Consider the following 23,570-nt stretch of genomic DNA (forward strand, 5'->3'; position numbering starts at 1 on the left):
TTCCTCTAGAATCTTATCCCTTATGGCCAAGGCTAGTAAAACTGCAATCAACCCGCACAGGGATCAAGATTTTCCAGAATGGTATCAACAAATCATCATCGCCTCTGATATGGCAGAAAATTCAGAGGTCCGGGGTTGTATGATCATTAAGCCCTGGGGCTACGGAATCTGGGAGAATATTCAGATTAACTTGGACCAAATGTTTAAAGAGACCGGCCACCGCAATGCCTATTTCCCCCTCTTTATTCCTTTGAGTTATCTCGAGAAAGAGGCAGAACATGTTGAAGGCTTTGCCAAAGAATGTGCAGTTGTCACGCATCACCGCTTGGAAGCTAACTCGGAAGGCAAGCTCGCACCAGCTGGGCCACTAACAGAGCCTTTAGTTGTGCGCCCTACCTCAGAAACTATCATTGGAGCGGCTTATGCTCGGTGGGTACAGTCTTATCGTGACCTCCCTATTCTACTCAATCAATGGGCCAATGTTGTTCGCTGGGAAATGCGCCCTCGCATCTTTTTACGCACCGCAGAATTTCTTTGGCAAGAAGGTCATACCGCTCACGAAACCGAGGGAGAGGCTATAGAAGAAACTGAGAAAATGCTTGGCGTTTATGAAACTTTTGCTCGTGAGTATCTAGCGCTACCTGTGATTGCCGGTCGGAAGAGTGCTGGCGAACGTTTTCCAGGAGCACTCGACACGCTTTGCATCGAAGCGATGGTGCAAGATCGTAAAGCCGTGCAAGCTGGAACTTCCCATTTCTTGGGTCAAAATTTTTCTAAAACAGCAGGCATTCAGTTTAGTGGACGCAGTGGTAATAGTGAATTTGCATGGACTACGAGCTGGGGAGTAAGCACTCGACTAATTGGAACCCTGATTATGGCACACTCTGATGACAACGGCCTCATACTACCTCCAAAGATAGCACCTACTCAAATAGTCATTATCCCCATCATACCAAAACCTGAAGATCAAAAAATCATTTTAGAGGCTTGCGAAAAACTCAAAGAAACACTGAAAGAGCAATGTTTCCATGGAGAGTCGATTCGAGTGGAAATTGATGATACTGACTCCACGGGCAGCACTCGATCTTGGAATGCTATCAAGAAAGGCATCCCCATCCGTGTAGAAATTGGCCCTCGAGATTTAGCATCTCAATCCGTATTTACTGCGAGGCGTGATAAAGAAATCAAAGATAAAAAGTCTTACTCTACTTCTCAATTTGTCACGCAAGCATCCTCTTTACTAGAAGAGATACAAAATAACATTTATCAAAGAGCTCTGGAATTCCGCAAAGTCCATACACATATGATTGAAAGCAAAGAGGAGTTTTATGAATACTTTACTCCGAAGAAGAAGGATAAGCCTGAAATTCATGGAGGATTTGCTGTAGCGCACTGGAATGGTTCAAGTGAGGTAGAAGAACAAATCAAGAATGACTTAAAAGTCACCATTCGTTGTATTCCTTTTAAAGATAACCCCGATTTCCCTACAGAACCTGGCAAATGTATCTTCACCGGAGAAGCAAGCGCCCAGCCAGTCATTTTTGCAAAGGCTTATTAAGCTTCCATCTAAAGGCTAAAATCAAAAAGAATACTAGGACTTTTTCTTCTTTGTTGAGCTCTTTCTCTCGCCTTCATCATAGCTAACAGAATCCATCAGCTTTAGAGCGGAGCTTCGGGCAATAGATCCGGAAATTTTGTCCTCTATGAGTTCCCCATTATGGAAGACCTTCACGCCTACTCCACCATAGCTGGTACCGCCTCTCCACAGAACATTACCTTTTTTAGTCTCCCACGCTTCAAACTGTTGTTGAAAAACGAGTATCTCCTCTTTGTAACCCATTAGAGAATCTATATCTTCGCGCTCAATAGCTGTAATATAAAGATCTATATCACGATCATTGCTTGTCCATTCGTTTCTTTCTGCAATTGGAAATGCCACTATCCTAAGATTCTTCAACTCATCTCTAGTTGTGTTTTTGATAACAACTGTAATCTGCATTTCTTCGGTCGTTTTATACCCTTTGCCATAACTCTTTTTTTGAAATTTTTCTTTGTTTCTTTTTAAAACCCTTTTCTGCACATCAATATCCACTAGAGCATCAGTGATGCCTGCATGAGATTCTAATGCAGATACAACTATTATGGTTAAACACAGAAGTAATTTATATAATTTAAACATTTTTTTAACCCTTCTCGATTCGCTAAGACTTATCGATATAACAAAAAAATATCCACGTCTCAGTTAATTTAGCTGTAAATTAGTAATTTTTTCTCATTTTGCAACTCATTTTTACTTAATGCTTTTTTGAATATGCATAAAAGGAAGAATTTCCAAGTAAATTTCTTTGAATCTTATTTGATTATGGCCGACTATAGACTTAATGTATTCGCATGAGTGAAGGTTTACCTAATAGATTTAATATATTTGCAACCGTAGCAGGAATTCTGATACCTGTGCTAGCTGTCACCATAATCTCATTACTTTTAGTTTCATTAAATAATTGGAATTATCTAGTTCCACGTTTCTAGAACACCGTTTCCTTAACTCATTGGCGGTTTGGTCCGCTTTAATCCTATATATGTCATTCAATTTAAAGGACACAATTACTTCGCGGCAGGGTGAAAACTACGATCTGCACGATCGTTATGTGAATTCTACTCTTGTAAAAGTTCAACGCACCATTGGCTTCGACAAAGTCTATGCAAAAGCTAGGGGTTCCTATCTTTATGACATGGATGGTCAAGAATACTTAGACTTTCTCAGCGGGTACGGAGTATATAATATAGGACGCAATCACCCCACAGTAAAGCAAGCCATCCAAGATGTCCTGCATATGGATCTGCCGAATATGGTTCAAATGGACTGCGCTCTCTTGTCCGGTCTATTGGCGGAAGCCATAGTAAAGCGAACTGGACCGTTACTAGACGCTGTATTTTTTGCTAACTCGGGAACTGAATCTGTTGAAGGGGCACTGAAATTTGCGAGGACCTATACAGGACGCTCAAAAGTCATCGCGCTCAAAGGATCCTACCACGGGTTGACATATGGAGCACTTTCTATTACCCACGCCGGCAACTTTAGAGAACAAGTTGGCCCCTTCTTGGGTGATGTTGATTTCGTTCCGCTTAATAATCTGGGAGCACTTGAAAGCCAATTGATGAAACAAGATGTGGCGGCTTTTATTGTAGAACCTGTTCAAGGTAAAGGTGTTCATAGCTCCAATGAAATTTACTATCCTCGAGCTCAAGAACTCTGCCACAAGTACGGTACCTTATTCATAAGTGACGAAGTTCAAACAGGACTTGGCAGAACAGGTAAACTCTTTGGCTTTCAGCATTGGGATCTTGAGCCTGATATCATTACTTTAGCCAAAGCGCTCAGTGGAGGTTACGTTCCTGCAGCAGCTATTGTTATGCGCAGAGAAATATACCAAAGTATGTTTTCTAGGATGGATCGTTGTGTAGCTCACTCTACAACATTCGGTCGTAATAATCTAGCAATGGCTTGTGGGCTTGCTACCTTACACGTACTTGATGATGAAAATCTCTGCCAGAATGCAGCTAAGCGGGGTAATGAAATGATCAGTCGCTTAAAGGAGCTTCAGGCTAAATATGACATTATTAAAGAGGTCAGAGGCAAAGGGCTCATGATAGCCATTGAATTCCAAGAGCCCTCTTCACTCAAAATGAAACTGGCGTGGAAAGCTGTTCATGCTGTTGATAAAGGCTTATTTGCCCAGATGATTGTCTCACCTCTTCTTGAAAAACATCGTATTCTTACGCAAGTAGCAGGTCATAATATGGATGTCCTAAAAATTTTGCCGCCCTTGATCATCAGTGATAAAGAAATGGAACACTTTATCAATTCATTCGAATCCGTTTTACAAAGTCTTTCAAATATGACAGGCCCGATATGGTCATTCGGTAAAAATTTGGTTACCGCTGCTGTGAAATCAGGCTATAAATCAGAGAAAGAGACTGTCTCGGCATAAAAATCTCAGAGAATTAATTTGAGTGTCTCTTTTTCTTGCCACTTTTCAGCATTCACCCTAAACCGATTTGAATCCCATTATTCGTTACTGGGAATTCTTGAACTAAAAGACATATGCTTAAAAAAATTGCCATACTGACCTCTGGTGGAGATTCCCCAGGAATGAATCCTGCCATTCGTTCCATTACACGCACAGCTATTAACCAAAATATTAAGGTCTTAGGGATTTTGAACGGCTATCAAGGCATCTTTGATCGTGAATTTATCCCATTAGATATACTAGAAGTAAGTGGAAAAATTCGAGACGCAGGTACTTTTCTTGGAACAAGTCGATGTAAAGAATTCCGAAGTCAGGAAGGACAGCAAGAAGCTCTCAAAATTCTACGTGAGCAAGATATTCATGCTCTGATTGTTATCGGGGGAGACGGTTCTTTAACGGGAGCTCAATGCCTCCATAACCTTGGCTTTCCTGTTATTGGTCTACCGGGAACTATAGATAATGATCTTTACGGAACCGACATGGCTATAGGAGTAGATACATGTCTGAACACTATTATCTCCTTGGTAGATATGACTAAAATGACAGCAGCCTCTCATAAGCGCTGCTTTGTGATTGAAGTCATGGGTAGGCGTTCTGGGTATCTGGCACTTATGTCTTCTATCACGACTGGCTCTCAGGTTGCAGTTATTCCGGAGTATCGTGTGAATATGGACAAAATTCTCGCCAGTCTTGAAAGACGCGTGCAGCGGAAACACAATAATGCAGTGGTGGTCGTAGCTGAAGGAGTCTGTGGCGGGCAAGAATTTGTTGACCGTATGCTTCAGCTAGGAGAAAACCGTATTAAGCTGGAAGTTCGTCTCACAGTTCTTGGCCATGTTCAGCGAGGTGGAGCACCTACTCACTTTGACCGGCTTTTGGCGAGTCGTATGGGTGAAATGGCAGTTCTGGCACTCCAACATGGAGAAACCGGATGTATGGTTGCCCTATCTCAAGGAAAAATGCAGCTCCGCGATTTTGAGCATATTCTAGGACGAAAGAAAACTCTACCTGCCGACGCCATACGCTTGGCCAGAAACATTGGGGTAGAAATTGGTGATCCAGTAGAACTCTAGAAGGCAACCTGGTAGGTGAATCTCAGCTTAATTATTGAGGCTTCGTAGCAGAACGTCTAGGAAGGCTGGAGTCTTCATAAGGTGGGAATTTGAAAATAGTTTCACCCTCGCGACCATAGTTTAGTAGATCTCTCGCCATTCTTTCGATGTAAAGACGGTCATTCTTCAGTGCTAATAACTCTTCATCCATCTGCCGGCCTCTGATTTTAGCATTCTCTATTTTGCGTTGCAGTGCGACTTTTTCATCTTGCAAAGCCTGACCGCGCTTCAAAACAGGCCAAAACACTGCCGCCCCTAAAGCCAGGAATAGCATGAGGATAACTATATACATCCAGGGCATAAGCCTATGCCACAAGTCTCCCGAGTTTGCGGCCCGGGAGGCTCTAACACGACTAGGGTCGAAAAATCTAGATTGCACCCCCATATATTGCATGATCTCCTAGCTCTTCTTCAATCCTTAATAATCGATTATATTTTGCGATTCGATCAGTCCGAGAAAAAGAACCGGTCTTGATTTGCCCCGCATTGGTAGCAACAGCTATGTCAGCTATTGTAGAATCCTCTGTCTCCCCACTGCGGTGACTAATAACTGCGGTATAACTTGCGTTCTTCGCCATTTCAATAGCATCAAATGTTTCCGTTAATGAGCCAATTTGGTTTACTTTTACTAGTATGGAGTTTCCAACGCCTAAATCGATACCTTTTTTCAGAAAATCTACGTTGGTAACAAATAAATCATCGCCTACCAATTGAGTCTTATCACCGATTTTATCTGTTAATTTCTTCCAACCATCCCAGTCCTCTTCGGCACATCCATCTTCAATAGAAATAATGGGGTATTTCTTTTGTAACTCCGCATAAAAATCCACTAACTCTTCAACTGTTTTCTCTCCACTGCCGGATTTCTTGAAGACATAAGCTTTTTTGCTTTCGTCATAGAATTCACTACTTGCAACATCAAGCGCAATAAAGATGTCTTTACCTAGTTCATAACCAGCCTTTTTCACTGCGTCTGCTATCACTTCAAGAGCCTCTTCTGTAGAACTCAGATTAGGAGCAAACCCCCCTTCATCCCCTACCGCAGTACCAAGCTTGCGATCGTGAAGAATGGATTTCAGAGCATGAAAGATTTCTGTTCCATAGCGAATGGCCTCACGGAATGTTGGAGCTCCCTTAGGTATGATCATAAATTCTTGGAAATCAATCGGTGCGTCAGAATGAGCCCCACCATTAATAATATTGCACATCGGAACCGGGAGTACTTTCGCATTAGGTCCTCCTAAGTATCTATATAGTGGTAGTCCTACCGCAGAAGCGGCTGCATGAGCAGTAGCTAAGGATACAGCCAGTATTGCGTTCGCACCCAAATTCTTTTTATTTGTAGTGCTATCAAGTTCCAACATTAGACGATCAATCTCAACTTGATCCGTAGCATCTTGATCGACTAGTGCAGAAGCTATCTTTTTATTTACATTGTCACGAGCCTTCTCAACTCCTTTGCCAAGATAACGCTTTTTATCTCCATCACGTAGTTCTAAAGCTTCATTTACACCAGTGCTTGCACCAGATGGAACCAGCGCTAACCCATAGGCACCACACTCTAAATGTACCTCAGCCTCTAATGTTGGGTTCCCTCTTGAATCAAGAACCTCGCGAGCCTTGACCGCTTTAATTTTTGTCGAACGTGTAAGGTAACTCATACCTTTTTATGCCTCCTTTAATTTTGAATAAGAATTTATGCTTTTGTAATAAACTGGTATCATGCAATAGAGATTGAAAGATCTGTGCAAGACCTTGACCTCAAAAAAAACAGAGCCTAGACGAAGCACCTCTATTAGATACATCTTTGTCGACTCTCTTTTGCTTCCGGCACAAACTTTTATGGATCATGTTCAAGTTTTATTGCATCATCCAGGTTAAAATAAATTACTAGATCGATTTTATAAATGGACACCGAAAACTATTTCGTATAAGGCTCGATAGCCTCAATTTTTACTTTCTGAGCCTCTGAACCTTCCTCTTGTGGAACTTCTACGACATCACCAATCTTATGCTTGGCTAACGCCATAGCCACAGGTGTCATATAGGAAATAATTCCTTTCTCTGGCGCACTATCCCATGCACCAAGAACTGTGTATGCCGTTTTCTGACCCGAGGCAAGGTAACTAATTGTTACGGTTGTGCCTATATTTACCTCAGTGGTATCTACCTCTTTGAAATCAGTACCCTGGGCCTGTGTGAGCATGATCTCTAGCTCAGCTTTTCTCCGCATCAGAATCGTTTGCATTTCCTTAGCAGCTTTAAATTCCGCATTTTCTCGTAAGTCACCGTAAGAGCGCGCGATAGCAATTTCTCGGCTGTTTTGAGGAATCTTATGGTTAACAATCTCCTCAAGTTCTTTCTGACGAACACGCAAACTATCCCAAGATACGATAAGAGGCGAAGAATCCTCATCCTCACTATTTTCACGATCCCCAACAATCATTGGCTGAATAAATGGATAAAGCTTGACCATAGCAGCGAGCAATGAGCGTTTGTCCAGTTCTTCAAAAGCCGGGCTTAGAAGTATAGCTCTAGTAATATCACGAACTTCTTCGTCACTTGATTTAGAAAGCAAGTCCTTGAGGACCTTCTTGTCAGTCAAAATAAGATCTGCAAGGCGGGTTGCTTTCTTGATTCCGCCCATTTGGTCAAACTCAATGGCTGAAATAATGGCGAGAATAAATTGTGTATCAACTAGCTTTTCAAAAAAGCCGTTGCGATTCTTACAGATATATATCATGAAGTCAGGGCTAAGATTTCTTTCGCGAATCAAACGTTGGATAGTAAATAACACTTCATCAGCTCGCCCCTCATCTTCAAAGGCTTGAATAATCGCCTGGCCCATTTTACCAGAAGCGAATGGAAGTAGATCCAAGAACAACTCAGGCCACTGATCGCCCATGTTGCGGCGAGCTCTCGCCAATACCCTGGCTTGCTTTAGAGCAGGTAATTTCTCCATAAGCCCCGTCATCTGTTTTACATCCGATGGCAAGAATTTGGCAATGCCCCACGAGTCTTCATTCAACTCCTTCCCCGCAATATCCAGTAATTCTTCCCTGACAAGAGATAGCTCTATAGCAGAAGCTACTTGAGATTTAGGAACTTTTTTAAGTAATGTATCAATAGTCGTCTCAGCTTCGGCAAGAAATTCCATATCATCAATCTCTTTCCATACCTTCATAATGTTTTCAAGGGCCAGAGCTTTAGCTTTGACACCTTTGGCTTTATTAAACGTGCTTACGAGAGTCGCTTTAATATCCTGAGGTTGGTCATGAAGTGTGATACACTCTGATCGTTTAGAGGGCACTTCAAAATGAGGATCTTTCTTCATGGCACGTTTCGCACCATCCCAAAACTTCTTCCAATCGGCAGGTTCGATAACCTCTGGAACCAACGATAATTCTATTCTCTCAGCAGTAGCCAACTTACCTAAGCTACCGACCGCCATCTTCATTAAACCCGTAACATCAGATTTAGCCATTTCTTTAACCTCGTCTAATGCCACCAAGACTTTGGCGTCAACATGGTTGTCGGCTAAAGACGTTAGTGAATCTGCGGCATAACCGAATTCCATGGCATGACCGGGCTTATCACGAAAATCAATGATTATTTGGTTCAGAGTAGGATTCCATTCCTTGACTTGGCCAATACCCCAGCTTCTGTGTCGGCAGCAAGTATCTGGCTTAAGGTTTTCAAGTTTTGCCACTACGTGTGGAGGAACTACGTCACTCTCTAATATCTGTTGGAGCTCTATATCTGTTTGCATTCACTTAAAAGAATTAGTGAAGCTGATGGTTTTTGCAACGGTAAACCTCATTTTCTCACGCTTTTTGGCCTCTAAGCGCATAAAAATGTGTAAAAAACTGTTTTTTAAACCCTTTTCAGCTGCTTGACTGTAGGCTTTTATAGAAATTCTTGATCTTGCTTTCTCATGCCTAACTATCTAGCTAAATCATATTTAGAAGCACAAAAGGTGACCAAACATCATGCCAAAAGCTTCTTTTTTGCCTCGATTCCTCTCAGCTCTGAAAAGAAGAAACACGCTTTCGCCGTCTACGCTTTCTGCCGCTATCTAGATGACAAGGTAGACCTAGCACTCAGTATAGAATCTCTAAACGTTGTGCTACATGAACTCAGAAATTTTGTAAATCGTGTCTTCAAAAATAACCTAGAAGATGAGGATTTAAAGTTACTTCCTTGGCTGCCTGCTTTCCAAAACACCGTGCTCGCCTGCCAAATACCTGAAAAGTACTTCCTGGACCTACTATACGGAGTTGAAATGGATCAAGGCCCCGTTTTCATTCAAGACTGGGAAGAATTGAAAATATATTGCTACCATGTCGCAGGTGTCGTTGGGTTGATGATGACTCGAGTTTTTCAGTTAGAAGACAGAACTTATGAGAAACATGCTGTCGATTTAGGTATAGCCATGCAACTTACTAACATTCTTAGGGATGTTGGAGAGGATCTAAGCCGTGGTCGTATTTACTTACCAGAGTCTGAGCTAGTTAATTTTGGTCTATCTCATGTTCAATTAAGAGAAAAAAAAGTGGATCCTGGTGATGAGAGTTGGAATGACTTCATGGCTTTCCAAATTCAAAGAGCGCGTAATTACTATGTCTCATCTGAAGATGGCATCAACCATCTTGCCACAGACGGTTCACAATACTCAGTTTGGCTCATGCGTTTCATCTATGCTGCAATCTTAGATGAAATCGAAAGAGCTCAGTATGATGTCTTTGCAACACGTGCGAGCACGTCATTCTTCCAAAAGTTCCAGCTAGCTTGGCAAGCCTATAAAAAAATGAACAATGATAAGTCGCAAAAATGATTACGGCAAAACATCATTGGTTAGCAGATGCTTTGATCTACCGCTACCTAATAGGACTCTGCAGAAAGCGATTCCATTCGGTTAAAGTCAAAGGTCTAGATCACCTTGATCTTCTTGATCCAATGACACCTGTCATAGCAATAGCTAATCATACAAATTGGTGGGATGGCTTTATGGCTTACTTTCTCTCAAAAAAAATGAAGGATCACCAAATTCATCTCATGATGGAGCACAAACAAATGCAGCATTACTCTATCTTCCGACACATAGGAGCTTTCTCCGTAGAGCTAGATTCTAAAATAAAGTCTGCAAAATCATTGCACTATGCCGTTAGAGTCTTACAAAAACCAAGCAGTTTAATGTGGATTTTCCCACAAGGTTCTATGGTATCGCCTCACGCCCCTCTCAAATTCAAGCCTGGCTTGGATTTTCTCATTAAAAAGACACCGCAAGTACAACTCATGACCATTGCCTTTCGTTATGAATTTCTGAGAGAAGATCGACCTCAAGCCTTAGTACTTATTGATCAGCCACAATTGATTACTCCTTCCTCAACAGCCTCACCAGAGGATCAACTACACCAATGCTGTGAAAAGCTCTTTCAGGATCTTAAGGCGCATACATTAGATGACTACCAAAGTCTTCTTGCACCGCAGCTATCGATTAATAAAAAATGGGAAAAATTCCTCTTCACCATACGTGGAGAATCCTCCATATTTAAACAGAACAATTGATCTCAAGATACATTATGGATCTCTATTTTCTTCTTCAGTTTGGTCTACTCTTCCTCCTCTTACTGATCAGTGTTCATTTTCTCATTAATACTTTTGTCTTTCAATCCCCATCACTTATGGATGAAAAGGTAAATGAGCACGAATATCCACTCATCTCTATTCTCATACCCGCGCGCAATGAAGAAAATAATCTTAGAAGCTGCTTAAATAGTATGGTCCAACAATCCTATCCAAAGTTAGAAATTTTTATTCTCGATGATCAATCTACTGACAAAACACCCGACATTATTAAAGAGTTTACTAAGGACGATTCCCGTATCGCTTATCTCCCAGGAAAAAAATTACCAAAGAACTGGACAGGGAAAGCTTGGGCTTGTCACCAACTAGCAGAGAAAGCCAAAGGAGAGTATATCGTCTTTACGGACGCCGACACCATTCATAACCCGCATTGTATTTTAAGCGCTTACCACCAAGCGATTGATGATAAAGCCGACCTTTTATCGCTCTGGCCTCGCCAACTGTGTAAAACTTGGTCTGAAATACTTGTGGTGCCTTTCATCTATGTCCTACTACTTACCTTTTTGCCTCATTGGATGGGTGGTCGTTTCAAAAGCCTAGGGGCAGCCAACGGTCAATTTCTTTTCTTTAGAAGAAAAGCTTACCGTAATATCAAAGGCCATGATTCAGTCCGCAATCATCTGGTCGATGACGTCGCTCTTGCCCGTTTAATAAAGATACGAGGCTATAACTTAAAAAATAAAGATGGTTCGGATTTTATCACTTGTCGTATGTATACAAATTTCAAGGACCTTTGGTCAGGATTCTCCAAGAACCTTCGCGCAGGGCATGACTCCTCTCTTGTAAGCTTTCTAACACTTAGTTTCCTACAATTTTTTTTATACCTCATGCCATTCCTTTTGGTTCTTGCTCACCTTTTAGGCATTGAGCCCATAGCCAAATATAAGTCCCTATTTGGTATTTGTATTTGCCAATGTGGTGTGATCATCGCTATGCGCTGCGCCATGAGTGTTGTATACCGGCATCATATACTCTCAGCTTTTTTGCACCCCCTTGGACAAATCCTTACCCTCGTCATAGCCCTTAACTCTTGGAGACTCTATGCCTTTGGCCGTGTCTTCTGGAAGGAACGTAAATACTAAGAGAATCTGCTTCACTATTAAGTGGATTTCTCTCTTATCCCCCCATTAAAATAAAATGCCTATCGGCTCGAGTTAAACATAAAAACAATCAGTAAATTCAAGATATGCGTAAGACCTTGTTTCTTCTAAGGTTCGGCTAGCTACTAGCCAGTTAGCTCAAGCATTTGTGTAATCAGGCAATTTTAAGGAATAACCTTAGTTAAATATTAACTTCAATTTAGAAAAAAAAAATTTATTAGGTATTGAAAAGCTATGGATGTTACTTCTAGTATCTATACATAGTGATGATCGGGCAGGAAGAGTCAAGCTCAGCACTCCATGTGGATAATAACAACCTAAATCCAACCCATGTTATAGGGGTTGGAGCCTCCGCAGGTGGGCTTGAGGCCCTACAGATTTTATTCAAGGATCTACCCGCCAACACCAACATGGCTTTTATAGTCATACAACATTTATCGCCCGATTATCGTAGCCTAATGGTTGAATTACTTGCTAAGTGCTCGACCATGACGGTTCTCAGAGCCGAGAATGGACTGCGGATACAAGCCAATCATGTCTATCTCATCCCCCCAAAAAATAATCTCACCATCAAAGACTCCACCTTATACTTAACTGAGACCTATGCTAAAGATGGTCTAAATCTACCAATTGATATCTTTCTACATTCACTAGCCGCTGACTATCTCGATAAGGCTATTGCTATCATACTTTCAGGCACAGGTAGCGATGGAACAAAAGGCATTCGAGAAATTAAATCAAAGTCCGGCCTCGTTATTGTTCAAGATGAAATCTCCGCGAAATTTAGTGGCATGCCTAATAGCGCTATTGCAACTGGATTGGCAGATCACGTATTACCTATCCATGATATCCCCCTTAAAATTAAGCAGATAGCATTCCCGAATCAAGCAATCAACTACATTTCCACAAAAGATAAGAGCAGCCATCATGATGATGATGATGATGACAGTTCGCTCGACCGAAGCGGAATAGAAAAAATACTTCGCTTAGTACGTTCTGAAACACGCATCGACTTCACACCATACAAAGAAACCACTATATACAGGCGTATTCAGCGACAAATGTCTGAGAACCATATTCACTCCGTCGATGAATACCTTCTTTTCCTGGAGCATAAAAAGCAAGAGCTCCATAACTTAGCTAAAGATTTACTTATTCGCGTTACTCGATTTCTTCGCGACGCTTCTGCTTTTGAAAGCCTACGCAGATTGGCTATCCCTGAATTGGTGACTGAAGCGAGCAGGACTGGAATACTAAGAATTTGGGTATGCGGCTGTGCTACGGGAGAAGAGGCTTACTCTCTAGCTATGCTCATCGAAGAAGAGCTCGCTAAAATATCTCTGCGACTTGATGTTAAAATCTTTGCGACAGATGCAGACAGAGAGAGTATTGAGTTTGCTGGTAATGGAATTTACCCACCCAGTGCAGTGGAAGATATGCCTGAGTTATATTTAAAAAAATATTTTTCTCGCAGTGGAAATAACTACCAAATCAATCGCTTTATCAGAGATCGGGTTATCTTTGCTGTGCAAAACATCCTCCGCGACCCCCCTTTTACGCGAATTGATTTAGTGACCTGTAGGAATTTATTGATTTACATCAAGCCGGATTACCAGAAGAAAGTGCTCTCCTATTTTAACTTTGCTCTTAGGAATAAAGGGATTCTCTTCTTAGGGTCGAGCGAAACCATTGGAGAACTCAATCTTTCATTTGATACTATAGATCTCAAATCAAAGCTATTCCGTAAAAATAATGCTAACCGCCTTTATATGGGTGGTATGTTGTCAGAGACGACAACACATGACGTTTCAACCTACAGATCAACACTTCCACCGAAAGGGATCACCGTTTCCACTAAAACAGCCTCTCCTCGCTGGTGGCAATCTGTGATAACCTCGCTCATTAACGACCAGGCTGCTACTTGTTTTATCATTAATCATGCGAATGAAATATTACACAGTTTTGGCGAGCCAGAGAAATTTCTCAAAGTCCAGCCAGGAAAAGCCAGTCTCAATCTCATAAATCTATTACCTAGGGAGATGGGTGTGCTTCTATCCTTAGCTTTAAATAAATCAAGGAAGTCGGGTAAAACAGCGGAAAGCTCATCCATCAAATTAACAGAGTTAAGTGAAGGAAATACTGAATATCGATTGCGAGCTATTCCTCTCAATGATGAAGACTCTACTGACCAAGTTCTTGCTATCATCGAATCTTGTCACGTAAAAGATCCCATAGAAGACACAGAACCCATTCAACTAACTTCACAAACTGAGCAGCGCATAGCCGATCTCGAGCAAGAACTAGAATCAACACGCGAAAGTCTTCAAGCTGCTATAGAGGAGACAGAAGCTTCTAATGAAGAACTTCAAGCTACCAATGAGGAACTCATTGCTTCTAATGAAGAGCTTCAAAGCACGAATGAAGAATTAGAGTCTGTCAATGAAGAGCTCCACACACTCAATTCGGAATATCAAGAAAAGATCCAAGACCTCACCGACCTGAATGATGATATCAACAATCTATTGCAAACCACTGATCTTGGACTGCTTTTACTAGATACTTCTATGTGTATCAGACGCTTCACTATGGCTCTGACGAGAGAGATAAATATTTTACCTCATGATGTAGGTCGTCCACTGAGTGACTTATCCCACCCCATCATTGCCAAAATACTCCCTGAAGCAGAGGAAGTTATATCCACCAGGAAGCCTGTTGAAAAGACTATCAAACTAAATAGACGCACCTGGTATCTTGTTCGGGTGACTCCATTTGAAACTCAAGAGGGCGAAAACCAGGGACTTGTCATAACAGTCATTAATGTTACCCAGGTCAAGAACCAGGAGGATCAAATACGCAAAGACCTACAGAAGTTCAAAAAGGCAGAACAAATTAAAGAAGTCATTTTGAATTCCTTACCTTCGCATATCGCTATTCTAGATAACAAAGGTATCATCACAGATGTCAATGATGCTTGGAGAAAGTTCGGAGACGAAAATGGCCTACAAGATGAACATTCATGTATAGGCACTAGCTATTTCAACGCAGTAGAATCTGCTGATGGCTTTTGTACTAAAGAAAAATCAAATGTAGTCGAAGGACTCAAAAAGATACTAATGGGAGGCTCAAAACACTTCAGCTTAGAATATCCGTGTCATTCAGAAACTGAAGAGCGCTGGTTTCGTATGGATATTGCTCCACTGATCGTTTCTAGGAAAGTAATCGGTGCTGTTGTTATGCATACTAATATTACTCTAGAGTTTGATGCCAGAAGTTTACAATCCTCCGGTTAGATCATTCAAACTAACTTAACTCATGACTTTCGAAGATCCCAGATCAAGTGGAATCATTGCTCTTTCAGAGAGCTTAAAATCTGCCCACCTACCCAATAATTCATTTGATGATAGTAATACAACTCATTTATCCGATGAAATTTCTCAAAAGTTAAATATCTACCATATAGAGTTAGAAGTTCAAAATGAAGAACTTAGACAGTCTCAAGAAGCTCTAGCTGAATCTCATAAAAGATATTTTAAGCACTTTGAATTTGCCCCCATTGGTATCATTCGAACTGACCTTGATGGGATCATTCTTGATGCCAATCAAATGGCACTTGAATTCCTGGGAATTGCCAAAGATAGCCTTCGAAGACATCCCAAAAAACTAATCGACTTTCTTGAGGTAAGGAACCGGACGAATTACGAAAACCACCTAGGAGAACTCAGAAAAGACGTCTCTTATCATGCTATAGACGCTCGAATACATTCACGTCAAGGAGACAATCGATATGTTCGTATTCAGAGCACCGTAAGTGGCTCAGAAGGTAAAGGCGTAGAAGCCTATACTACCATTATTGACATTTCAGAAATTACTTCTACCCGCAACCACCTCGCCAAACTCAACGCTGAAACTCAAAAACTTGCCATGGTGGCAAGTAGAACTCGCAATATTGCTTTTATTACCGATAGAACCGGGCAAATAGAGTGGTATAACGATAGTGCTTCTATTCACTTTGGCTTGCATTATACAAATGACGATAAGATAAATTTTATCAAAATTATTTCAGATAGATCACCCAAATCAGAAATTACTGAAACTATTAAAGATTCCATTATTAGAAGGGAAACTTTCTCAGTTGAAGCTGAGCTACTGATCAATCACAATAAGAAAGCCTGGTTTCAAATAGACAGTGATACAGTTGTTAATGATGAAAATATTATCACCAACTATGTGATCCTTTGCACAGATATCACTGAGCTTAAAGAATCTGAACGTGAATCAATAGAGGCTAAAGAGCGTTTCAAAAAACTGTTTTCTCATTCTATTACTGGTAAAGCTGTTTTGTCTACTTCCGGTAAAATAGTTGAAGCCAATGAGGCATTTATCAAAATTCTTTCTCGGAGTGGACAGAAAGTCAAAGGCACTAGCATTAAAAACTTTGTTGATATCAGTCATAGCAAACTACTTGAGATGCTTGCGCAAGCCTCTTATCGATCCTCCAAAAAACTCAGAGACATGGTTTGGGAGCTAAAGGACCATTGTTACCCAGTCCAGCAAACGGCAGCTAGCTTGTCGCCTTTGAGATATAATATGCGCGGAAGACAAGTATTACTGGAGATGCAAGATGTCACACGCGAGCACAAACTCAAGTCAGCACTCATTCACAGAGAACAACAACTTAAGTGTATGATGGAACAAGCTCCACTAGGGATTGTGAGAATGGACCTAGAGGGAAGGCTTATTTCTTGGAACGACTATTTTCTCAATATCTTAGAACTAAGTAAAACCACAGATATTATCGATTGTCTTTTAGATGATGTGCTGAGAAGCCCTAATCAAAGTTGTAAACCTTATATAGAAAAAATTTATCACAACAGCCAGAGCCCCGTTCAATTTGAAACAACCGTCAATTCAATCACCGAATATGGTTCTAAAATTCACATCCACTTCCATTTGAGTGCTATCCTCGGTGACGACGGAAAGCCTTTATTTATTATGGGAGTCTGTGAAGACGTCTCACACCAGAAAGAGCTTGAGGACCATAAACTGCAGTCTGCTAAAGTTGAAGCTTTAGGCCTCTTTGCTGGTGGCATAGCTCACGATTTTAACAATATGATGATGGGACTTTTAGCTAACCTAGATTTTTGTTTGATGGACAAGCCCGATCGCGAGCTGCTTGAAGAAGCCAGAGACGCCGCCCTACGTGCCAGTAAACTCGCTGCAAGGCTTGTTTCTTTTTCTAAAGGAGGAGTTTTTGAAATCAAATCTCATCCCATATCTAGCTTAATCACACCCGCGGTTGAGTTTGCTTTACGTGGATCAAATATCAAACCGGTATTCGATATACCTGTTGAAATTCCCAATATCCTCGCAGACATTGAACAAATCACACTTGTTATTGATAACCTTGTCATTAATTCCAGAGAAGTCATGCCAGATGGAGGGCACTACTATGTATCCGCAAGATTTATAAAAATTTCCGAAGATTCTTTAAAACTTGGATTAAAGAGTGGTGACTACATTAAGCTAAGTTTCATAGATGAAGGTGGTGGCGTTCCGGATGAAATCCGCTCTAAAATTTTTGACCCTTATTTCACTACCAAAGCCCACGGCAATGGAATCGGATTAGCTACTTGTAATAATGTTGTTTCCAAACATGGCGGGACCATAACCGTTTCCAATACCTCTAATGGTGCTTGTTTTACGGTCATGATTCCTGCGGCAGAATCTGCTGATAACTCTGCATCTGACACTCAGTTGACAGAATGTATTATGGGCTCAGGCAAAATTTTACTAATAGATGATGATCAGATTATACGCAAAAGCTTAGCACGCTCACTCACTAAGATCGGATATGAAGTTTCTACTTTAGCAGATGGAGCAGATGCGGTAAGTTTCTTGGAAAGAGCTCAAGCAAAAGGTATTGAATACAACCTTATTATCTTGGATGCAACGATCCCAGGTGGAATTGGCGGAATTGAAGCATTAAAGCGCCTGCAAAGTTTCAACAAAGATATTACGGCGGTTCTCTGCACGGGGCATGCGGATACAGATGATGTTGCCGCTTGGAAAGATCATGGCTTCAAGGCACTTATACCCAAGCCATGTGATATCAAAGCTCTATCACTCATCATTTCAGATATTCTAAAATAATTCTACTTTACAATTTGGAGATATCTTTGGGAGTCTGATGACTCATCCTGGGTTTTAATAATCATTGCAGATCAAATGCTGGAAAAATATCTCTTAGAAATCAGTCCTCTTCGTAACTTGCCTGCAGTGAAGCAACCACACTGGGATCTGCAAGGGTTGTGATATTTCCCAGTGCACGCCCTTCAGCAATATCTCTCAATAAACGACGCATAATCTTTCCACTGCGAGTTTTAGGCAGATCAGCAGAGAAGATAATTTTTTCTGGAACAGCAAATTTGCCAATTTTCTTAGCGACCCATTCATTAAGCTCTTTTTCTAATTCAGGCGATGGCTGGACTCCCTGTTTCAAAGTAACAAAAGAAACTAGGCCCTGGCCCTTGATTTCATGTTCTACGGCAATCACTGCTGATTCAGCTGTAGAAGGATGCTCCACATAAACACTTTCCAACTCAGCAGTTCCAATTCGGTGGCCAGAGACATTCACCACATCATCGACGCGCCCCAAAAGCCATAGATAACCATCTTCATCACACTTTGCCCCGTCTCCAGGGAAATAATACTGTCCCTGCCAATGGCTCCAATAAGTATTCTTGAACCGCTCTGTGTCTCCGTAGATCCCCCTGAGAATAGAAGGCCATGGTTGACGTATTGCCAATAGGCCTGCAGTTGTTTCATTTCCCTCCTCATCCAAGATGGTCGCATCAATTCCCAAAAATGGCCGGACAGCGCTTCCAGGTTTAGTCTCCGTAATACCTGGGATTGGCGAGATCATAATCCCACCCGTTTCGGTCTGCCACCAGGTATCTACGATAGGACACTTTTCACCACCGATAAATTGGTGATACCACATCCAAGCCTCGGGGTTTATGGGTTCTCCTACTGAACCTAGCAGACGCAAAGAAGACAAATCATATTTTCCAGGCCATTCCTCTCCGACCTTCATAAATGCTCTAATTGCCGTTGGAGCCGTATAGAAAACCGTGACTCCGTATTTCTCAACCATCTGCCAAAACCGCCCAAAGTCTGGGTAGTTAGGAGCCCCTTCATACATAAGACAGGTTGCGGCATTTGCTAAAGGTCCATAGATTAAATAGCTATGTCCAGTAATCCAGCCTATATCAGCTGTGCACCAGTAGACGTCCCCTGGCTGTAAGTCGAAGACATACTTTGCCGTGGTAGCAGTATAAACCATATAACCGCCTTGGGTATGCATAATACCTTTAGGCTTACCCGTTGTTCCACTCGTATATAGTAAGAACAAAAGATCTTCGGAATCCAACTTTTCAGCAGGACAATGGATAGATTCACCACTGATAATCTCATGGTACCAATGGTCCCTATCTTTGCGGAAATTATATTGGAAAGAATCCTCGCTGGAACGCTTCACAATGACCACGTCTTTGACACAATCACAATCCTCAATACCCTCATCAACAATCTTTTTCAATGAAAGCGGCTTACCACGACGCCAACCGCCATCAGCAGTGATGACCATACTTGCCTCGCTATCTAAGACACGATCTTTTATGGAGTCAGCGGCAAATCCTGCAAAAATGACTGAGTGCACTGCACCTACCTTTGCACAAGCTAAAACTGAAATGACCAACTCTGGGATCATAGGTAAATAAATAGCGACTCGATCTCCTTTCTTAATTCCCAACTTCTTGATAGCATTAGCAAACTGGTTAACTTCGCGATAAAGATCCATATAAGTCAATACTCTCGCCTCTCCTGGCTCGCCTTCCCATATGAGTGCTGCCTTATTTTTGTTAGGGCCTTGGATATGTCTGTCTACACAGTTATAAGTAACATTAGTCTTACCCCCAGTAAACCATTTGAAAAATGGCCTTTCAGAATCATCTAAGACTTTATCCCACCTTTTGAACCAATGGAACTCCTCTGCTATCTTCCCCCAAAATACTTCTGGCTCCCTAATTGAATCTTCATAAAGTGTTTGAAAAACCGAAGGGTCATTGAAATAAGACTTAGATTGAAAATCCGGAGAAGGTGCAAATTTGCGGTTTTCTTGTAAGACGGTATTTAATTGATTCTCTGGTAATTTAGTTCTCATAATCTCAACTGATCATTCCAACTAAGCTGTAAATAACAACACTAATTTCGAAAATTAAGCTTAGTGATATGAGCAATGTAAACAAATTGAGCTGTTGCAATATAAGGTTTGGATCTTAGATTACCTGATAATTGTGGTTGTCGAAATTATTTATTTGGTCATAGGTCTAGCTGGGCTTTACTACGGTGCAGAGTTCTTAGTGAAGGGAGGCTCAGTGCTAGCCGTACGCTTTGGCATCTCCCCTCTAGTTGTAGGGCTAACTGTCGTTGCCTTTGCGACTAGCAGTCCTGAGGTTTTTGCCAGTGTAAAAGCGGCTATTAGAGGAAGTTCAGATCTCGCACTCGGTAATGTTGTGGGCTCTAATCTTTGCAACATTGGCCTCATCTTAGGAGCTGCAGCACTGCTTAAACCCATTCAAGTTCAAGCACAGCTTATTAAACAAGAAGTGCCTATCTTATTAGTTAGCTCACTTATTTTTATGGGCATGTTGCTAGACGATAGAATCTCCCGCCTTGACGCTCTCTTTCTATTTTTAGGTATTCTGGCTTACGTGACATATAGTATCTACCAAGCCAAAAAGGGAAGTAGTGAAACCTTAAAAGAATCCTTCACCGCTCAGTATGAAAAGCAAAAGAAATTAAAGGGCAGTCTCCTAAGAGATTTATTTTTTATCACAAGCGGTCTTATCATTTTATCCATAGGAGCTAAATTACTAGTAGATGGTGCTACCAGTTTTGCCAATGCTATGGGAGTAAGTGAAGCCCTCATTGGTCTGACAATCGTTGCCATCGGCACTAGTCTTCCAGAACTAGCCACAACTATTATTGCGGCAAAAAATAATGAAGGCGATCTTGCAGTAGGTAACGCTATAGGCTCTTGTATTTTTAACAACCTTGCCGTTTTAGGTATCACTGGCCTGGTCATACCATTAGATCGCGGGAACCTAGCCTGGATGGACATGTTTGCCATGCTTGGGTTTATTTTGGTTTGTTTCCCTTTAATGCTCACCGGCTATTTACTCAAGAGATGGGAGGGGGCACTCTACTTGGTTCTTTATTTTGGGTATTTTAGTTACACCACTTATACCCAAGTAAATAGTTAATACATGTAGCATATAGAGTGCTATTCAAGAAACACATGAAGCGCTTATCTAGCTTAGCCAAAGGCTTTCGTCTCCCATTCATAGCTCTGAAACTTTTATTCACTGTCTCCGGCATCAAGCGTTATGCAATTCTACCCTGGCTTACTAATACGATTCTTTATTTCTCTATGTTTGCCACAAGTCTTTATTTAGTATCTACACTACATATTTCTTTTGAAAATTTCTCTTTGCTAGATAATTGGCCCATTGAGGTGGTTACTCTCTTCAATTATTCTGCAGAAATTCTTAAATGGGTCTTTTTTTTACCATTAGCCTTCTTTGTATGCCTCTATACCTTTAGCGCGGTTGGTATGATCGTCGCCAGTCCACTAAATGATCTCCTCTCTCATAAAACAGAATTACTTCTGTCACTAAAAAATCCATCTAAAGACCAGATACGTTCTGAACAAAAGCTTTTGTACACTAACATGCTTTATAGTCTGCGAGACTCTGCCTATATAGTTATTAGGCAACTGTTCTTTACCTTGTTAACCATTCCCTTCTTGCTCGTTCCTTTTGTTGGATTTTTACCTCTTTTTTTAGTCACGGCCTATCATACCGGTTTAGGCTTCTTGAGCATTCCTGCAGACAGGCAAGGTCTGCGCTATCAGCAGAAAAAAGCTATCTTTCGAAAGCATCTCTGGGAATTCGTAGGATTAGGTATAGCTATGGAGTTCCTTTTTCTCATTCCACTCACAGCATTATTCTTTTTACCCCTTGGCGTCATCTCAGGCACTCTGCTTTATTTAAAGCTAGATCTGGAAGAAAATTTAAGCCGTCATATCAGAACCTAATGTATTTTCTAATGAATAGCCAACAGGGCACAATCAACCCGTCATTTCTCTGGTTTCACCGCAGAAAGCCTCTAGAACTCTGTCTAGTTCCTTGGTGCTTTGATACTTATTGATATCAGCGGATCAATCAATGAATACTTCAATCTCCTGAATACCCCGGCTGAACCGAGGTATGACATAATGAGATTAACATGAATTCAAAAATGCTCCAAGCCACAGACACAAGTCCTTTAAATCTCTTTACATCCTAGGCATTGAAGCTTCAACAAAGTAAATATTGAACATGCTCAGCTTGATAAAAAATAACCTTAAAATTTTGTATATAAAACATTTATTCATATACAGAATTTTAGCGGCGGGAATTCTCTAAAAATACAACATCTCGTAGAAAAATGCTTATCAACAGTACTTGACCACAGAATAATTTGATTTCTATTGAATTTGATTCATGAGATGATCTTTATTCTAGAATTTATAATTAGAGCTAAAATTGAAAACACTTACCAATGCTGAAAGGATGCAAAAGTTAAGAGATGAAGGTTTATCTGTTCTCAATGCAACTAAAAGCTATTTCAAACCGAATTGTGCAATAGAAATTGAACGAGATGCATAAAAGCTTGAGCTACAAAAATAAAAGAGTCATCGAAGATGACACTTTGGGTAGGCTCTATGTTTTTTGAGACCAAGATCTTGTGCAGATCTTTAATTCGCTTTTGCCTCATGCAAGTTCAAATCAGAAGATAAACTACTATAGGCAAAGATTGCTATGAACAAACCAAAAGTAAATACTTCCTCCAAGTATTATTACGCAGACAAGTTAAAGGTTACCCATGGCCCTTACTCTTTAGAAGAGTTGTACTTGATGTATCAAGATTTCTTCATAGGTAATGATACCCTGATAATCAAGGAAGGAGACTCAGAGTGGAAAGCGATGGCTTCTTTAGGCTTTAAAAGAGAGCCCGTCCTGATAGCTGAAGAGTGGACTAGGCCTAAAAAATATCATTGGCTGTTTCCCTATAGAATCAAACGCCTAGACTACTTATTTCGCATGGTCGTCATTCACTTAATCTTTTCGTTGCCTATATTAACTGTTTTCGAGTTGGCTCCATCGATTACCAATCAACCTTCCGGCTACGCTATCTATGGGGGATGTGCTCTGATTTATCTTTTTTTCCTAGTGAGCTCTATTATTATACCTCGGTTTAGAGATATAGGCTTAGGATGGGTTTATGCCTTTGTTACGCTAGTCCCTGGAATCAACGTTTTGTGCTTGCTAGCTGCGTTGTTCATCCCCAAAAATGGATTGAGTTTAGATTTCGAAAACTACAAGAAAAGAATTCAGCCGCTAGAGCGCAAAATACCCGACGAATACCAGCCACCGTATTAGAGCATTTACTAATTAAGTTTAAACATACTGACAGTGGTGAAAGAAGTTTCTGCAGTCCTCATTAGTCAAAGAATCAAAACAGTCTGAAACTGCAATGATAAGATCATCCCATGTTCTTTTAGCTTCTTTGCGTCATAG

General features: G+C 41.0%; 16 protein-coding genes. 11 read left to right on the forward strand and 5 right to left on the reverse strand.

Translation table 11 applies throughout. From position 1 onward, the window contains the following. Nucleotides 1–22: 22 nt before the first annotated feature. Nucleotides 23–1,558, forward strand: a complete 1,536-nt coding sequence (gene proS / locus AAGA18_08045) for a proline--tRNA ligase (protein ID MEM9445292.1) — start codon at nt 23–25, stop codon at nt 1,556–1,558. 33 nt (nt 1,559–1,591) lie between these two features. On the opposite strand, the gene AAGA18_08050 is transcribed toward proS, so the two are convergent. Then, nucleotides 1,592–2,179, reverse strand: coding sequence for a hypothetical protein (locus AAGA18_08050; GenBank protein ID MEM9445293.1), 588 nt, complete (start codon nt 2,177–2,179; stop codon nt 1,592–1,594). Between the two features lie 400 nt (nt 2,180–2,579). Here AAGA18_08050 and AAGA18_08055 point away from each other — a divergent pair, with 400 nt between their 5' ends. Together AAGA18_08055 and pfkA are read left to right on the forward strand one after the other, a co-directional pair. Beyond that, entirely contained in the window at nt 2,580–3,992 is a 1,413-nt protein-coding gene (locus AAGA18_08055) for an aspartate aminotransferase family protein (GenBank protein ID MEM9445294.1), read from the forward strand. A 113-nt stretch (nt 3,993–4,105) separates the two neighbouring features. Then, complete coding sequence (gene pfkA, locus AAGA18_08060; GenBank protein ID MEM9445295.1) at nt 4,106–5,104, forward strand: 6-phosphofructokinase; 999 nt, start codon at nt 4,106–4,108, stop codon at nt 5,102–5,104. A gap of 31 nt (nt 5,105–5,135) precedes the next feature. Here the strand turns inward: pfkA and AAGA18_08065 are convergent, their stop codons facing one another. The 3 genes from AAGA18_08065 to AAGA18_08075 form a co-directional block, all read right to left on the reverse strand. Further along, complete coding sequence (locus AAGA18_08065; GenBank protein ID MEM9445296.1) at nt 5,136–5,537, reverse strand: septum formation initiator family protein; 402 nt, start codon at nt 5,535–5,537, stop codon at nt 5,136–5,138. Beyond that, on the reverse strand, nt 5,512–6,804 hold the full coding sequence (eno, locus tag AAGA18_08070) for a phosphopyruvate hydratase (protein MEM9445297.1): 1,293 nt from the start codon (nt 6,802–6,804) through the stop codon (nt 5,512–5,514). Before eno ends, AAGA18_08065 begins: the two co-directional genes overlap by 26 nt. 260 nt (nt 6,805–7,064) lie before the next feature. Then, complete coding sequence (locus tag AAGA18_08075) at nt 7,065–8,912, reverse strand: GreA/GreB family elongation factor (GenBank protein MEM9445298.1); 1,848 nt, start codon at nt 8,910–8,912, stop codon at nt 7,065–7,067. Nucleotides 8,913–9,077: 165 nt separating this feature from the next. On the opposite strand from AAGA18_08075, the gene AAGA18_08080 reads away from it, so the two are divergent. The 5 genes from AAGA18_08080 to AAGA18_08100 all read left to right on the forward strand — a co-directional run bounded on the left by AAGA18_08080 (nt 9,078) and on the right by AAGA18_08100 (nt 18,039). Next, nucleotides 9,078–9,977: a phytoene/squalene synthase family protein gene (locus tag AAGA18_08080; GenBank protein MEM9445299.1), complete on the forward strand. Its 900-nt coding sequence runs from the start codon at nt 9,078–9,080 to the stop codon at nt 9,975–9,977. Further along, nucleotides 9,974–10,711 (forward strand): lysophospholipid acyltransferase family protein, encoded by a 738-nt coding sequence (locus AAGA18_08085; protein MEM9445300.1) that lies wholly within the window; start codon nt 9,974–9,976, stop codon nt 10,709–10,711. Before AAGA18_08080 ends, AAGA18_08085 begins: the two co-directional genes overlap by 4 nt. 14 nt (nt 10,712–10,725) lie before the next feature. Then, entirely contained in the window at nt 10,726–11,871 is a 1,146-nt protein-coding gene (locus tag AAGA18_08090; GenBank protein ID MEM9445301.1) for a glycosyltransferase family 2 protein, read from the forward strand. 284 nt (nt 11,872–12,155) lie between these two features. After that, complete coding sequence (locus tag AAGA18_08095; protein ID MEM9445302.1) at nt 12,156–15,179, forward strand: chemotaxis protein CheB; 3,024 nt, start codon at nt 12,156–12,158, stop codon at nt 15,177–15,179. Between the two features lie 22 nt (nt 15,180–15,201). Beyond that, nucleotides 15,202–18,039 carry a PAS domain S-box protein gene (locus AAGA18_08100; protein MEM9445303.1) on the forward strand — a complete coding sequence of 946 codons (2,838 nt, stop codon included), beginning with the start codon at nt 15,202–15,204 and terminating at the stop codon, nt 18,037–18,039. Between the two features lie 100 nt (nt 18,040–18,139). Here the strand turns inward: AAGA18_08100 and acs are convergent, their stop codons facing one another. Next, nucleotides 18,140–20,110, reverse strand: coding sequence for an acetate--CoA ligase (gene acs, locus AAGA18_08105; protein ID MEM9445304.1), 1,971 nt, complete (start codon nt 20,108–20,110; stop codon nt 18,140–18,142). A 133-nt stretch (nt 20,111–20,243) separates the two neighbouring features. On the opposite strand from acs, the gene AAGA18_08110 reads away from it, so the two are divergent. The 3 genes from AAGA18_08110 to AAGA18_08120 all read left to right on the forward strand — a co-directional run bounded on the left by AAGA18_08110 (nt 20,244) and on the right by AAGA18_08120 (nt 23,432). Next, the gene (locus AAGA18_08110; protein ID MEM9445305.1) at nt 20,244–21,212 is read left to right on the forward strand and encodes a calcium/sodium antiporter; all 969 of its coding nucleotides are present in this window, start codon (nt 20,244–20,246) and stop codon (nt 21,210–21,212) included. A gap of 35 nt (nt 21,213–21,247) precedes the next feature. Beyond that, the gene (locus AAGA18_08115) at nt 21,248–22,045 is read left to right on the forward strand and encodes an EI24 domain-containing protein (protein MEM9445306.1); all 798 of its coding nucleotides are present in this window, start codon (nt 21,248–21,250) and stop codon (nt 22,043–22,045) included. Nucleotides 22,046–22,811: 766 nt separating this feature from the next. Further along, nucleotides 22,812–23,432, forward strand: coding sequence for a GYF domain-containing protein (locus AAGA18_08120; GenBank protein ID MEM9445307.1), 621 nt, complete (start codon nt 22,812–22,814; stop codon nt 23,430–23,432). The last annotated feature ends 138 nt before the right edge of the window (nt 23,433–23,570 follow it).

This window comes from Verrucomicrobiota bacterium, assembly GCA_039192515.1.
GTDB lineage: Bacteria > Verrucomicrobiota > Verrucomicrobiia > Methylacidiphilales > JBCCWR01 > JBCCWR01.